This is a genomic window from Brevundimonas variabilis (assembly GCF_014199945.1).
GTDB lineage: Bacteria > Pseudomonadota > Alphaproteobacteria > Caulobacterales > Caulobacteraceae > Brevundimonas > Brevundimonas variabilis.
In genome coordinates, this window is the sequence record NZ_JACHOR010000004.1 from 292688 (window position 1) to 306311 (window position 13624).

Consider the following 13624-nt stretch of genomic DNA (forward strand, 5'->3'; position numbering starts at 1 on the left):
CATGAAGCACATCAAACGGTTTCTCCCGCTCGCGATCCTGATCGTCGCCGTGATCGCGATCTTCGCCAGCGGGGTGACGAAGTATCTGAACCTCGAGGCGCTGCAGGCCAATGAGGCGCTGCTACGTGGCTACATCGACCAGAACCTGATCCTGGCGCTTCTGGCCTTCATCGCCGTCTATGCCCTTGCGACAGCGGTAAGCCTGCCGGGTGCGATCATCCTGACGCTGGCAGGCGGTTATCTGTTCGGGACCTGGGTCGGCGGGTCCGCGACGGTGATCGGGGCAACAGTCGGGGCTGTGGCCGTCTTCTATGCGGTGCAGACCTCGCTGGGCGAAGCGCTGCGGGCGAAGGCGGAAGCCTCGGGGGGTATGCTGAAGAAGGTCATCGACGGCGTGGGGCAGGGGGCGTTCGGCTATATCCTGACGCTCCGGCTGATCCCGCTGGCCCCCTTCTGGCTGGTCAATGTTGCGGCGGCCCTCGCCCATGCGCCGCTGCGGGCCTATGCGCTGGCGACCTTCTTCGGGATCATGCCGGCGACCTTCATCTACAGCGGGATCGGGGCCGGGATCGGGGCCCTGGTCGCACGTGGCGAGGCCCCCGATCTGGGCGTCATCTTCGAGCCGAAGGTGCTGGTGCCGCTGGTCGCGCTGGGCCTGCTTTCGCTGGGCACGACCCTGTATCAGCGCCGCAAGGGAAAGAGCCTGTGACGGAAACACTGACGGTCGATGTTTGCGTCATCGGGGCCGGCTCGGGCGGACTGTCGGTCGCAGCCGGTGCGGCGCAGCTGGGTCTCGATGTCGTGCTGTTCGAAAAGGGCGAGATGGGTGGCGACTGCCTGAACTATGGCTGCGTCCCGTCCAAGGCCCTGATCGCGGCCGGAGACAAGGCGCATCAGGCCCGGACCGCGGGGCTCGGCATCGGTGCCGTGGAGCCGATCGTCGATTTCGCTGCTGTGATGGCCCATGTCCACCGCACCATCGCGACCATTGCGCCAGTCGACAGCCAGGACCGATTCGAAGGTCTGGGGGTCCGGGTGATCCGCGCCCATGCCCGGTTCGAGGATGAGCGGACGGTCGTCGGCGGTGACGTCCGGGTCGAGGCGCGCAAGGTCGTCATCGCCACCGGTTCCCGGGCGGCCGTTCCGCCGATCCCGGGGCTTGAGAACCTGCCCTATCTCACCAACGAGACACTGTTCGAACTGACGGAACAGCCACGGCGGCTGATCGTGCTGGGTGGCGGTCCGATCGGGGTGGAACTGGGCCAGGCGTTCCAGCGGCTGGGGTCCGAGGTCGTTATCGTCGAGGCAGGTGAAATCCTCGGCCGCGAGGATCCGGAAGCGGTGGCCGTCGTGCGCGACCAGTTGGTTGCCGACGGCGTCGATCTGCGGGACCGGACCCGGGCAATGCGTGCCGAGACGTCACCGAAACGGACTGGCGTCGTGCTGATCGTCGAGGGGCCTGAGGGCGAGAGCCGGATCGCGGGCTCGCACCTGCTGGTCGCTGTGGGCCGAAGCCCTTCCACGGGTGGTCTCGACCTCGATAAGGCTGGCATCGTCCATGATGCGAAGGGGATACGGACAGACAAGGCTCTTCGGACCAGCAACAGAAGAGTCCACGCCGTCGGCGATGTCGCCGGGCGGGGACAGTTCACCCATCTGGCGGGTGCGCATGCCTCGCTGTTCGTGCGGCGGGCCATCTTTGGTGCGCCAGTTAATGCCGATGCCCTGGCCGTGCCCCGTGTCACCTATTGCGATCCCGAACTGGCCACGATCGGCCATACCGAAGCCGAGGCCCGTCAGGCGCATGGCGAGGATGTCCGGGTCGAGACCTTTCATTTCAGCGAGAACGACCGCGCCATGGCCGAGGGCGATACCCGGGGTCTGGGCAAGCTGGTCACGACGAAGAAGGGCAAGGTCCTGGGGGTCACCCTGGTCGGGCGTCATGCCGGGGATCACATCCACGTGTGGGCCCTGTCAATGTCGGCGAAGCTGAAGCTCAGCGCCATGACCGGCATGATCGCGCCCTATCCGACCCGGGGCGAGATCGGCAAGCGGCTGGCCGGGATGTGGTACACGCCCGCCCTGTTCAGCGACCGGACGCGCAAGATCGTCTCGATCCTGAAACATCTGGCCTGAGGCGGTCGCGCCCGTCAGGTCCGGCTGCGTGCTACAAAGCCGAGGTCTAGCCGTCGCTTGAGCGCCAGGGCGAGGCGGCCCTGCCACCACAGACCGTCCCTCATGGCGAGGCCTGTGTCATCACCGAGGTCCATGATCGAGAGCCAGTGCTTCTGGGGCCGGTAGGGCCGGGGTTTGGTGCCCGTGCCGAGGGCGCACAGATTGTCGATCAGGACGTCCGCAGCCCGGACCCCGAACACGCCGGCAAAGGGGCGGGGGTCGCCCTTGATCGTGGCGCAGTCCCCGGCGGCGAAGACCCGGTTGTCGGCGATGCTGCACAGGATCGGCGCGACCTTGATGCGACCGCGATCGTCCAGCGGCAGATCAAGCGTCTGTGTCAGGATTGACGCCCGCAGGCCGGTCGCCAGCACCAGATGATCGCACGCAAGGGTCTGTCCATCCGAGAGGCTGACGTGGCCGGGCTCATGCGCCACGACCTGGGCGAGGACCCGTTTCACACCTCGCCGGTCGAGGGACCGGGTCATGCTGTGGCCGGCGGACCCCGGAGCCCAGCGGGCATCGGCCTTGGGACCCGTGAGCGTCAGGTTGACGGCGCATCCATGCCGTTGATGCAGGCCCGTCAGAGCAGCGGCGATCTCGAAACCGGTGGGGCCGTCTCCGGCAACCACGATGGCGGGGGGCGTGCTGCCTGCGGCCATGTGGGCCTCCAGGGCTGCGCGCAGGGCAAACAGGGAGGACAGCGGTTTCACGGGCCAGACTCCGTCGCGACCGATCCAGTCTTGGGGGGCCTCCACCGTGCTGCCGATGTTGAAGGAGACGACGTCATAGGCCGCCTGCGATCCGTTCTCCAGCGCCAGGATCCGCGCGGGTCGGTCGATGCCGATGACCTCTGCCACCGTGTGCGGGACGTCGTGCTTCCGGGTGAGGGTGGCGATGTCGATTCGCGCAGAACCTGTCGACAGGGCTCCGGACAGGACCCCTGTCGCCAGACCGGAATAGTCGAAGGTCGCCGGGGCGATCAGGACGGGGTGGACCCCTGCCGCGCGCAGCCGCGCGGCACTGGCGATGACGGCCAGATGGGCGTGTCCCGCGCCGACCAGAACCAGATGGATCGGCGCGACCCGGGTCGATGTCATGAGGGCCGGACGACTGTCCGCATGGCGTCGGCGTTCAGGATCGTGTCGTATTTCTGCAGGAGGAACAGGGTGATGCAGGCGGCCAGCATCGGCCATGCCGCGAAAAACAGCAGATTGTCGAACGCATCCAGATACTGTTTCCACGACGCCAGTGTGGTGACTCCATGCATCAGCAATACGGCACCGTAGCTCCAGGTCCTGAACAGGCCGACGGTGAACAGCGTGACGATGACGACCTGGGCCAGCCCGATCAGCGTCACCACCGTAACCCCGCTGTCGCCCATGCCGTAGAAATGTTCCAGCACCGCCTGGCCATGGCCGGGATTGACGAATTTGTCCGCCGCCCAGATCCCCATCACGATCGCGATCCCAAGCCGCAAGAGCAGCAGGGACAGGGCAAGGTGCCGAAGGGGCAAGAGGGCCGCGGGGGTGGGCATGGCAGGTGTCCGGTGTGGGAAAGGCGCAGGTCTGACGCTACGACGGCTCCTGTCCGGAAGTTACAGGCGGGCCGAGACCCCTGTCAGATAGGCCTCGATCCGGGCGGCATTGGCCCCCAGGTCGCTGAGGCCGACGCGCGATGTCGACCGGACGTCGATGACAGAGCCTGAGCCGTCAGCGCGCACCCGAACCGCGACATCATCCTTGAAGCCGAACCAGAAGGTCGTCGCCGTGGCGCTGAGCGTGCCTGCGGCCGGGTCCTGGCTGACGATGGTCCAGCCCTGGGACTGTGCCTCGGTCAGCGCGGCTGCGAAGGCCGTTGCGGGCGCAGTATTCGTGGTCAGGGGCTGGATGTCCGGATAGGCTTCTGCCGCGACCTGGCCCAGGGACTGGTCCGCCATCTCGGCGAAGCGCGGACCCTGGTATTTCTCCAGCCGGGCCATGGGGACGGTCAGATCGACCACAGGGTTCACGTCCTCGGTCAGGGCACGCTGGGCCAGCAGGTCCGGCGAGAAGGCGGGCGGGTCGGCGGGGCGCGTCGAGACGTCGTGGATCGGCGGGATGTCTTCGGATTGTCCCCGGACCCAAGCCAGATAGCCCAGGCCCGCAGCCGGTATCAGAACGGCGACGAGCGCCGATCGCCAGCCCTTGCGCGGGGACTTCACCAGGGTCGCGATCAGGATCAGCACGGCCACAGCCAGCAGGCCGATGATCAGTCGGGGTCCCCACTGGATGATCATCGTGCCGAGACCGAATTTCCAGTCGAAGAGGCCGAACCGCGATCCCAGGGCGGCAACGGCAAAATAGACCGGCAACAGCAGGGCGAGAAACAGGGTCAGGCGGGCCAGGGTCGAACGCATGGTCAGGTTTCTTTCAAGCAGCCGCCCCTGTGTTCCATGTTCGACGTGATGAAGCCAGACCGTACCCCACCGATGAAACCTCGCAGGGTGCGCTGTCGTAACTCGCAGGTCGCGGCTTGCACTCGCCGGGCACGCCCTTCAGATAACGACAGCATGACCATGGCCGCCGCATCCCCCTTCGTCACTGGCCGACCCCGCACCCTGTCGCCGCAGAAATTCGTCGATCCGGCCTGGACGCTGGACGGGTCTCGGCGCGCGGGCGTGGCTCTGGAGCGGCTCGAGACGCTGTGGTTCAACACCGGCACCCTGTGCAACATCGCCTGCGCCAACTGCTATATCGACAGTTCACCGACCAATGACGCCCTCGCCTATCTGACTCGGGCGGATGCCCGGGCCTATCTGGACGAGATCGCAGCGGAGGGGCTGGGCTCCATCGAGATCGGCTTCACCGGCGGCGAGCCGTTCATGAACCCGGATATCCTGCTGATGATCGAGGACGCCCTCGCCAGCGGTCACCGGGTGCTGGTCCTGACCAATGCCATGCGGCCGATGATGCGGTGGGACCAGCGGCTGGCCCGGCTGGCCGAGAACGTCGGCGACCGGCTGACGTTGCGGGTCAGTCTGGATCACCACACGCAAGCCATCCACGACGCCGAGCGCGGCGAGGGGGCCTGGGACAAGGCGTGGGAAGGATTGCGCTGGCTGCGCGACCACGGCTTCCGCCTCGCCATTGCCGGACGACGGCTGGCGCATGAGGACGAGGCATCGGCACGGGCCGCGTTCGGCACCGTGTTTGCCGGGGAGCGTCTGCCAGTCGAGGCCGCCAGCCCGGCGGCCCTGGTCCTGTTTCCCGAGATGGAACCTGCGGCCGATGTGCCCGAGATCACCGAAGCCTGCTGGGGCATATTGCACAAGTCTCCAACCGAGATGATGTGCGCCTCCAGCCGGATGGTGGTGCGCCGTCGCGGAGCCCCGCAGGCGGTCGTCGTCGCCTGCACCCTGACGCCCTATGACCCCGGCTTCGAGATGGGACGGACCCTGGCCGAGGCGTCCGGGCGGGTGTCACTGAACCACCCCTTCTGTGCCCAATTCTGCGTTCTGGGCGGAGCCAGTTGCAGCGCGTGAGCCCGCTGGAGCAAATCGACGTCATCATTCCGACCCTGAATGCGGCGGGCTCGCTTTCGACCACCCTCGCTGCCCTGCCGCCCGGGGTGGCGGTCATTGTCAGCGACGGCGGCTCGACCGACAGAACATCGGCGATTGCGCTGGCGGCCGGAGCCCGGGTCGTCAGCGGCCCGCCGGGTCGGGGCCAGCAGCTGGCCGCCGGAGCCGGAGCCGCGACACGCCCCTGGCGGCTATTCCTTCACGCGGACACGACCTTATCGCAGGAAGGGTGGGCCGGCATCGTCCGGCACATCGAACGGCCGGAGGGTCGCGGACGGGCGGCCTCCCTGCGGCTGGCAATCGATGATTCCGCCTGGCAGGCCCGCGTGATTGAACGGGCCGTTGCCTTGCGGGTGCGCCTCCTCGGCCTGCCCTATGGCGATCAGGGCCTGTTGATCCACCGGGACCTGTACGACGCCGTCGGCGGCTATCCGGATCAGCCGCTGATGGAGGATGTCGAGATCATGCGACGCCTGGGTCGGGCCCGGCATGTCGTCCTGTCCGGTGAGGCCAGGACCTCTGCGGCCCGGTGGCGGCGGCGCGGGTGGATTCGCCAGACGGCGTTGAACCTGACCTGTCTCAGCCTGTACCGGATGGGTGTGCCCGCCGAACGGATCGCGAAACTGTATGGCCGCTAGAAACTGTCATCTGGTGATCTTCGCGCGCCGGCCGCAGCTGGGCGTGGGCAAGCGGCGGCTGGCGGCGGACGTCGGGGATGTCGAGGCCGTGCGGTTTGCACGCCATGCGCTGGACCGGCTGACTCGCACCTTGGGACATGATCCGCGCTGGCGGCTGTGGCTGGCGGTGGCACCGGACCGACCGCTGGACTGGGTCCGGACGGGCACGGCCCTTCCGCAGGGGCCGGGCGATCTCGGCGAGCGTCTGACGCGGGTGATCCGGTCCCTGCCGCCCGGGCCGGTGGTCATCCTGGGCAGCGACACACCGACAGTGACGCGGGCCGATGTCGGGGCGGCCTTTCGGGCGCTGGGCTTGCATCGCGCCGTGTTCGGTCCGGCGACGGACGGCGGCTACTGGCTGATCGGCCTGCGCCGGGGGCCGGGCGAGCGCCTGCCGTTCGAGGGCGTGCGGTGGTCGACCGCAAATGCCCTGTCTGACACCCTCGCCAATCTGAAGGGGGCAACCGTCACCCTCCTGCGCGAGCAGGAAGATGTCGACGACGGGCCCGCCCTGAAACGCTATCGCGCCCGGTCCTAGCCGAACTTCCGTGGGCAGAGGGTCGCCAGCCTGGCCTTGAGGTCCGGCTCCCAGAGGTCCGGGGCGGTGATCACGGCCATGTCGAGCGTGGTGTCGATCGGTGACGGCTCCCGTTCGGCGGGCAGGGATCGCACCAGGGTGTCGACCAGTTTGCGCCCGGCCTCGGCATTGCTCTTCAGAATCGCCAGGACGTCAGTCACCTGCACATCGGCGGTGTGCTCGCGCCAGCAGTCATAGTCGGTGACCATGCCCACACAGGCGTAGGGCAGCTCGGCCTCGCGGGCGAGGCGGGCCTCGGGCATGCCGGTCATGCCGATGACGTCGCAGCCCCAGGACCGGTAGAGATGGCTTTCGGCCCGGGTCGAGAACTGGGGCCCCTCCATCGCCAGATAGGTGCCGCCGTTCACGATCGGCACGCCATTGCTCCGACCGGCCTCGAAGGCCAGCTCCGACAGGCGCGGGCAGACGGGATCGGCCAGCGAGACATGGGCCACGATGCCGGGGCCGAAGAAGGAGGCCGGTCGAGCGACCGTGCGGTCGATATACTGGTCGATGACGACGAAGGACCCCGGCGCATGCTCTTCCTTCAGCGAGCCGACGGCCGAGATCGACAGGACGTCGGTACAGCCCGCCGCCTTCAGGGCCGCGATATTGGCCCGGGCGTTCAGGTCGCCGGGCGGGATGCGGTGGCCGCGGCCGTGGCGGGGCAGGAAGACCAGTTCGACCCCGTGCAGGGTCCCGCTGAGGAGCTCGTCCGACGGTGCGCCCCAGGGCGTGTCGACCCGGTGCCACTGGCGGTCCTGCAGCCCGTCCAGCTCATACAGGCCCGAGCCGCCCATGATCCCGATCTTCCACGCACCCATGGTTCATCCTTCGTCGACTGAAGCGGTTCCGTTACCGTATCGCGGTGCCGGTGTCCCGGGCCTGTTCGCGGGCGGCTGTGGCGGCTAGACACCGGCCATGACGACCCCCCTTTGCGTTGCTGCCCTGTACCGGTTTGCACCCGTCGCCGATCCCGAGGCGATGCGGGCGACGCTGCAGGCTGCGTGCGAGGACTCTGGCGTGCGCGGGACCCTGCTGGTTGCCCATGAAGGTGTGAACGGCACCCTGGCCGGGCCGGACGCCGGGATCGAGGCGGTGATCGCGACCCTGCGGGCCCAGCCGGGGTTCGCGGCGCTGGACGTCAAATACTCGACGGCAGAGACCATGCCGTTCCACCGGCTGAAGGTGCGGATCAAGCCCGAGATCGTCACCCTGGGGCGTCCCGACGTGGATGCCCATGATGCCGGGACCTATGTTGCGCCCGCCGACTGGAATGCGCTGATTGCCGACCCGGACACCGTCATCATCGACACCCGCAATGACTATGAGGTCGCTGTCGGGACGTTCGAGGGGGCGATCGATCCGCGCACGGTCAGCTTTCGCGATTTCCCGGCCTGGTTCGAGCGCGAAGGCCGGGCCCTGCTGGACAGGCCTGAGCCGCCTCGGGTGGCCATGTTCTGCACCGGCGGAATCCGCTGCGAGAAGGCCACGGCCCTGCTGAAGGCCGAAGGGATCGAGAAGGTCCATCACCTGCAGGGCGGGATCCTGAAATATCTCGAGACCGTGCCGGAGGCCGACAGCCTGTGGCGGGGCGAATGTTTCGTATTCGACCGGCGGGTGGCCGTGGGGCATGGGCTGAGCCCGGGCACCCACACCCTGTGCCACGGCTGCCGCATGCCGGTCAGTCCGGAGGGGCGGACCTCGCCCCAGTATGTCGAGGGCGTGTGCTGCGAACGCTGCCATGACCGTGATCCCGACCGGCAGGCTGGCTATGCCGAACGGCAGCGCCAGATGCAGATCGCCGCCCGGCTGGGTATCGACCATGTCGGTGCACGCTTGACGCCGCCAGTTCGATCGCAGCCTTTGGACGATGACAGCGTTTCGACGACGCCACCCGAGGGGACATCATGATCCGGTCCGACCGCCTTATCGCCATCGCTCTCGTCGCCCTGCTGGCGGCCTGCGACCAGTCTCCCGAGGCCCCGGTCCAGCCGCCGGTCGAGCCCTCTGCACCGGTCCTGACCGCAGCGGCCGTCGCCTATGAGTGCGAGAGCGGCAAGACCGTCGCGGTGCAGTATCCCGACCTCCAGTCGGCCGTGGTCACCTATGAGGGCGAGGTCTACCAGACCCGCTCGGTCGAGGCCGCCTCGGGCGCCCGCTATTCCGGCTCCGGTGTCCAGTGGTGGACGACCAGCCGTGACGGTATCGAGACCGGGACCCTGGGACGCGTCAGCGCGACTGACGGGGGCGTGTCAGCCATACTGGAGCGGTGCAGCCGGGCTTTGCCGCCGTCGCCGAGCACCATCGCGGCAACCGCAACACCGGCACCGTGCCGCGCGGCCGATCTGAAGCTGTCCAGCGAGGGCGGAGACGCTGGCGCAGGCAATCGGCTGGCAACAGTCGGCGTTCAGAATATCGGGGCCCAGCCCTGCGGCCTGACCGGCTATCCGACCGTCGCGCTGCTGGACGCCATCCAGCAGCCGATCACGACCGTGCGCAGCGAACAGGACACAGGCAGCTATCTGAGGTCAGGTTCTGCACCCATGCTCGTCCGCCTGGCCCCGCAGGCGAAGGGCTATTTCGATCTGGCCTGGACTGTTGTCCCGGATAAGACCCAGGGGCAGACGACCTGTCCTGCGGCCATGGGTGTTCGCGTGACGCCGCCGGCCGATACCCGCAGCGTCGATCTGGCGCAGCAGCTTGGCCCGTGCGGCGGACGGGTGAAGGTCAGTCCGTTCCGCGCGGTGCAGGAGCCGGCACCCGCCCCCTGAGACCGATCGCCGGTCGGTCAACGGCCGCCGCGGCGGGGTGGAAACACGGCCCGTTTCGGCCTACCTGTCCGGTCATGACCTCGACCTTTCACGACCGTATCGCCGCCGAGCTGACCGACATCGAGGCCCAGGGCCTGACCAAGCCTGAGCGCGTGATCGCCTCGCGCCAGGGGCCGGTGATCCAGGTTGGTGGTCGCGACGTCCTGAACTTCTGCGCCAACAACTATCTGGGTCTGGCCGGCGACCAGCGGATCGTGGATGCCGCCAATGCCGCCAGCGAGGCGCGCGGAGCCGGTACCGCTTCGGTGCGGTTCATCTGCGGGACGCTGGACATCCACAAGGAGCTGGAGCGGTCGCTTGCCGACTATCTGGGCTTCGAGGATTCGATCCTTTTTGCCGCTGCGTTTGATGCCAATGGCGGGCTTTTCGAGCCGCTGTTCGGGGCCGAGGACGCGATCGTCTCCGACAGCCTGAACCATGCCTCGATCATCGACGGCGTGCGGCTGTGCAAGGCGAAACGCTACCGGTTCGCGACGTCGGACATGGACGATCTGGAGACCCAGCTGAAGGCGGCCCGCGCCGACGGGGCCCGCGAGATCGTCATCGCGACCGACGGGGCCTTCTCGATGGATGGCTATATTGCGAAGCTGAAGGACATCCGGGCGCTCGCCGACAGATATCAGGCCCTGATCATGGTCGACGACTGCCATGCGACCGGCTTCCTCGGGCCGCAGGGCAAGGGCTCCTATGCCCATCATGGCGTCGAGATCGACTTCCTGACAGGCACCTTCGGCAAGGCGCTGGGCGGGGCCATGGGCGGTTTCATCTGCGCGACCGCGCCGGTGGTTCAGCTGCTGAAGCAACGGGCGCGGCCCTATCTGTTTTCCAATGCCCTGGCCCCGTCGATCTGCGGCGCGTCCCTGGAGGCCATTCGCATCGCCCGGGGCAGCGAGGGCGACACCCTGAGGACGCAGCTGTTCGCCAATGCCGCCCGCTATCGTTCGGCCATGACCGAGGCAGGTTTCAACCTTCTGCCCGGCGAGCATCCCATCATCCCGGTCATGCTGGGCGACGCCCGTCTGGCGCAGGATCTGGCGGCGCGGATGCTGGAGCTGGGCGTCTATGTCATCGGCTTCTCGTTCCCGGTCGTGCCGCGCGGGGCCGCGCGGATCCGGACCCAGATGTCGGCGGCGCATACTTTTGAACATATCGATGCAGCGGTCGCGGCGTTCACGACGGCCGGCAAGGAACTGGGAGTAATCTGATGACCGATACCATGAAGGCCCTGGCCAAGACCGCACCGGGCATCGGCCTGGAGCTGATCGACGCGCCGATCCCGGTCGCCGGGCCCGAGGATGTGCTGATCCGCGTGAAGCGGACGGCCGTGTGCGGCACCGACATTCACATCTGGAACTGGGACGACTGGTCCCAGAAGAACGTCCCGACCCCCATGATCACGGGTCACGAGTTCAGCGGCGAGATCGTCGCCATCGGCTCGGACGTCAATCGCCCCCTGAAGATCGGCCAGCGCGTCTCGGCCGAGGGTCATGTCATCGACCTGAACTCCGAAGCGGCGCGCGCCGGGCATTTCCATCTCGACCCCCACACCCGGGGCATCGGCGTGAACCGTCAGGGGGCCTTTGCCGAGTTCGTCGTCGCGCCGGCCTTCAACGTGATCGAACTGCCGGACGACGTGTCCGACGACGTCGCCTCGATGCTGGATCCCTTCGGCAATGCGGTTCACACCTGCCAGCAGTTCGACCTGCTGGGCGAGGATGTGATCGTCACGGGGGCGGGGCCGATCGGCATGATGGCCGCCGCCGTTGCACGCCACGCCGGGGCCCGGACCGTGGTCCTGACCGATATCAACGACTTCCGGCTTGAGCTGGCCCAGAAGGTCGCGCCGGGCGTCCGCACCGTGAACACCACACGCGAGGACCTGAAGGACGTGATGCACGAGCTGGGCCTGAAGGTCGGGTTCGACGTGGCGCTCGAGATGTCGGGCTCGCCGATCGCCTTCAAGCAATGCGTCGACACCCTGATCATGGGCGGCGGCATGGCCTTGCTGGGTATTCCCTCCAAGCCGATGGAGACCGACTGGGGTGCGATCATCCTGAAGGCCCTGACCATCAAGGGCGTCTACGGGCGCGAGATGTTCACGACCTGGCGCAAGATGCTGGGTCTGCTGAAGGCGGGTCTGGACCTTGAGCCGCTGATCACCCACCGCATGGGCTACCAGCGTTTCGAGGAAGGCTTCGAGGCCATGCGCTCGGGCCAGTCCGGCAAGGTGGTTCTGAACTGGGACAAGGCGGCCTGAAGCACGCCGAGGGGCGCTATTCCGGGATGTCCCTGACGTTCGAATAGCGCCCGTCGCGGGCCAGGTTGCCGAAGCGGGTCGTGTCGGCGTCGAACGACAGCTTGACGATACCGATCGGGCCGTGGCGCTGCTTGCCGATGACGACCTCGGCCTGGTGCTGCAGGACGTCCATGTCCTCCTGCCATTTCAGGTGCTCTTCGGTGCCTTCGCGGGGCTCGGTCCGGCCAAGGTAATAGGCTTCGCGGTAGACGAACATCACGGCGTCGGCGTCCTGCTCGATCGAGCCGGATTCCCGCAGGTCGGACAGCTGGGGCCGCTTGTCCTCGCGGTTCTCGACCTGACGGCTGAGCTGGGACAGGGCGATGATCGGGACGTTCAGTTCCTTGGCCAGCGCCTTGAGGCCGCCCGTGATCTCGGACACCTCCTGCACGCGGTTCTTCTGGCCATTGCCTTCGCCGACGGTGATCAGCTGCAGATAGTCGACGATGATCAGGTCCAGACCCTGATCCATTCGTTTCAGGCGCCTTGCGCGGGCGGCCAGTTTCGAGATGGCCAGGCCGCCGGTCGCATCGATGTAGAGCGGGCTCTCGCCGATCTCGATGGCGGCATCGCGGACGCGGCCGAAGTCCGAGGCGTCGATCTCGCCCTTCCTCAGCTTGTCCGATGACACGCCCGAGGCATCGGCCAAGATCCGCATGGCCAGCTGTTCGGCGCTCATTTCCAGGCTGAAGAAGGCGACCACGCCGCCGGATACGGTCTTTCGACCGTCAGGCGTCGGCTCCCAGCGATAGTTCCGGGCCACGTTGAAGGCGATGTTGGTGGCCAGCGCCGTCTTGCCCATCGAGGGTCGGCCGGCAAGGATCAGCAGGTCGGACGGGTGCATCCCGCCCAGCATCCGGTCCAGGTCGTCCAGATGGGTGGCCAGGCCGGCTAGCTTCCCGTCGCGCTGATAGGCCTCGCCGGCCATCTGCACGGCCCCGGCGAGGGCGGTCGAAAAGCTGACGAAGCCCGAGGACGGCGCGCCACTCTCGGCGAGGGAATACAGGGTCAGTTCCGCCTGTTCGATCTGGTCGATGGCAGCGGTCTCGGGGTCCGGGGCATCCTTGATGATGTCCCCGCCAATCCGGATCAGGTCGCGGCGCAAGGCCAGGTCATAGACCACGCGCGCATAGTCGGGCGCGTTGGCGCCGGGAGGCGCCCGGTCCATCAGGTCGGCGAGGTAACGCAGGCCGCCGAACTCGGCAAAGGCGGGGTCCTGCTTGAACCGCTCCATCAGGATGGTGGGCTCGGCCAGCATGCCCTGACGGATATGGTCCTCGATCGCGGCGTACAGGCGCTGGTGGAAGGGCTCGTAGAAATGCTGGCCGCGCAACCGGTCCGACAGGCGTTCGAACACGGCATTGTCGAACATCAGGGCGCCCAGCAGGGCCTGTTCGGCCTCCAGATTGTGGGGCAGCGACGGGATGGCGAGGTGGTCGGCGGTGATCGGAGCGAAGGCGTTCATCCACATTTGCTTAACCGTCCCGGGCCTCCGCGACATGCGCG

The 13624-nt window shown here is 67.5% G+C and carries 14 protein-coding genes; 9 read left to right on the plus strand and 5 right to left on the minus strand.

The genetic code is table 11. The annotated features are described in order from the left end of the window. The first annotated feature begins 1 nt into the window (after position 1). Both GGR13_RS12790 and GGR13_RS12795 read left to right on the plus strand, forming a co-directional pair. Entirely contained in the window at positions 2-709 is a 708-nt protein-coding gene (locus GGR13_RS12790; protein ID WP_183213929.1) for a TVP38/TMEM64 family protein, read from the plus strand. Beyond that, positions 706-2136 (plus strand): FAD-dependent oxidoreductase, encoded by a 1431-nt coding sequence (locus GGR13_RS12795; RefSeq protein WP_183213930.1) that lies wholly within the window; start codon positions 706-708, stop codon positions 2134-2136. The genes GGR13_RS12790 and GGR13_RS12795 overlap by 4 nt, the downstream gene beginning before the upstream one ends. A gap of 14 nt (positions 2137-2150) precedes the next feature. Here GGR13_RS12795 and GGR13_RS12800 read toward each other — a convergent pair whose 3' ends face one another. The 3 genes from GGR13_RS12800 to GGR13_RS12810 are packed head-to-tail and all read right to left on the minus strand — an operon-like array spanning position 2151 to position 4570. Next, a complete protein-coding gene (locus GGR13_RS12800; protein ID WP_183213931.1) occupies positions 2151-3272 on the minus strand; it encodes an FAD-dependent oxidoreductase in 1122 nt (373 codons plus the stop codon). Next, positions 3269-3709 carry a hypothetical protein gene (locus tag GGR13_RS12805; protein ID WP_183213932.1) on the minus strand — a complete coding sequence of 147 codons (441 nt, stop codon included), beginning with the start codon at positions 3707-3709 and terminating at the stop codon, positions 3269-3271. The genes GGR13_RS12800 and GGR13_RS12805 overlap by 4 nt, the downstream gene beginning before the upstream one ends. 60 nt (positions 3710-3769) lie before the next feature. Further along, positions 3770-4570, minus strand: coding sequence for a DUF1499 domain-containing protein (locus tag GGR13_RS12810; protein WP_183213933.1), 801 nt, complete (start codon positions 4568-4570; stop codon positions 3770-3772). Between the two features lie 159 nt (positions 4571-4729). Here GGR13_RS12810 and GGR13_RS12815 point away from each other — a divergent pair, with 159 nt between their 5' ends. From GGR13_RS12815 to GGR13_RS12825, 3 genes are read left to right on the plus strand one after another with little or no spacing between them, the layout of a single operon-like run. Next, positions 4730-5695: a radical SAM protein gene (locus tag GGR13_RS12815; RefSeq protein WP_183213934.1), complete on the plus strand. Its 966-nt coding sequence runs from the start codon at positions 4730-4732 to the stop codon at positions 5693-5695. After that, entirely contained in the window at positions 5692-6372 is a 681-nt protein-coding gene (locus tag GGR13_RS12820) for a TIGR04283 family arsenosugar biosynthesis glycosyltransferase (RefSeq protein ID WP_343060412.1), read from the plus strand. The genes GGR13_RS12815 and GGR13_RS12820 overlap by 4 nt, the downstream gene beginning before the upstream one ends. Continuing rightward, complete coding sequence (locus GGR13_RS12825; RefSeq protein ID WP_183213935.1) at positions 6362-6949, plus strand: TIGR04282 family arsenosugar biosynthesis glycosyltransferase; 588 nt, start codon at positions 6362-6364, stop codon at positions 6947-6949. Before GGR13_RS12820 ends, GGR13_RS12825 begins: the two co-directional genes overlap by 11 nt. On the opposite strand, the gene mtnP is transcribed toward GGR13_RS12825, so the two are convergent. Beyond that, positions 6946-7812 carry an S-methyl-5'-thioadenosine phosphorylase gene (mtnP, locus tag GGR13_RS12830; RefSeq protein WP_183213936.1) on the minus strand — a complete coding sequence of 289 codons (867 nt, stop codon included), beginning with the start codon at positions 7810-7812 and terminating at the stop codon, positions 6946-6948. The genes GGR13_RS12825 and mtnP overlap by 4 nt on opposite strands. A gap of 97 nt (positions 7813-7909) precedes the next feature. Between mtnP and trhO the strand changes: the two genes are divergently transcribed. From trhO to tdh, 4 genes are all read left to right on the plus strand, one after another. After that, positions 7910-8902, plus strand: a complete 993-nt coding sequence (trhO, locus tag GGR13_RS12835; protein ID WP_183213937.1) for an oxygen-dependent tRNA uridine(34) hydroxylase TrhO — start codon at positions 7910-7912, stop codon at positions 8900-8902. Then, positions 8899-9762, plus strand: coding sequence for a DUF4232 domain-containing protein (locus tag GGR13_RS12840; RefSeq protein ID WP_183213938.1), 864 nt, complete (start codon positions 8899-8901; stop codon positions 9760-9762). The genes trhO and GGR13_RS12840 overlap by 4 nt, the downstream gene beginning before the upstream one ends. Positions 9763-9836: 74 nt before the next feature. Beyond that, on the plus strand, positions 9837-11027 hold the full coding sequence (locus GGR13_RS12845) for a glycine C-acetyltransferase (RefSeq protein WP_183213939.1): 1191 nt from the start codon (positions 9837-9839) through the stop codon (positions 11025-11027). Next, positions 11027-12079 carry an L-threonine 3-dehydrogenase gene (gene tdh, locus GGR13_RS12850; protein ID WP_183213940.1) on the plus strand — a complete coding sequence of 351 codons (1053 nt, stop codon included), beginning with the start codon at positions 11027-11029 and terminating at the stop codon, positions 12077-12079. Before GGR13_RS12845 ends, tdh begins: the two co-directional genes overlap by 1 nt. Positions 12080-12095: 16 nt before the next feature. On the opposite strand, the gene GGR13_RS12855 is transcribed toward tdh, so the two are convergent. Continuing rightward, entirely contained in the window at positions 12096-13583 is a 1488-nt protein-coding gene (locus GGR13_RS12855; protein WP_183213941.1) for a replicative DNA helicase, read from the minus strand. Positions 13584-13624: the final 41 nt, after the last annotated feature.

Coding starts and splice junctions, on each gene's coding strand:
- GGR13_RS12790 (WP_183213929.1), top strand. CDS start 2: ATGAAGCACATCAAACGGTTTCTCCCGCTCGCGATCCTGATCGTCGCC.
- GGR13_RS12800 (WP_183213931.1), bottom strand. CDS start 3,272: ATGACATCGACCCGGGTCGCGCCGATCCATCTGGTTCTGGTCGGCGCG.
- GGR13_RS12805 (WP_183213932.1), bottom strand. CDS start 3,709: ATGCCCACCCCCGCGGCCCTCTTGCCCCTTCGGCACCTTGCCCTGTCC.
- GGR13_RS12810 (WP_183213933.1), bottom strand. CDS start 4,570: ATGCGTTCGACCCTGGCCCGCCTGACCCTGTTTCTCGCCCTGCTGTTG.
- GGR13_RS12815 (WP_183213934.1), top strand. CDS start 4,730: ATGGCCGCCGCATCCCCCTTCGTCACTGGCCGACCCCGCACCCTGTCG.
- GGR13_RS12825 (WP_183213935.1), top strand. CDS start 6,362: ATGGCCGCTAGAAACTGTCATCTGGTGATCTTCGCGCGCCGGCCGCAG.
- mtnP (WP_183213936.1), bottom strand. CDS start 7,812: ATGGGTGCGTGGAAGATCGGGATCATGGGCGGCTCGGGCCTGTATGAG.
- trhO (WP_183213937.1), top strand. CDS start 7,910: ATGACGACCCCCCTTTGCGTTGCTGCCCTGTACCGGTTTGCACCCGTC.
- GGR13_RS12840 (WP_183213938.1), top strand. CDS start 8,899: ATGATCCGGTCCGACCGCCTTATCGCCATCGCTCTCGTCGCCCTGCTG.
- GGR13_RS12845 (WP_183213939.1), top strand. CDS start 9,837: ATGACCTCGACCTTTCACGACCGTATCGCCGCCGAGCTGACCGACATC.
- tdh (WP_183213940.1), top strand. CDS start 11,027: ATGACCGATACCATGAAGGCCCTGGCCAAGACCGCACCGGGCATCGGC.
- GGR13_RS12855 (WP_183213941.1), bottom strand. CDS start 13,583: ATGAACGCCTTCGCTCCGATCACCGCCGACCACCTCGCCATCCCGTCG.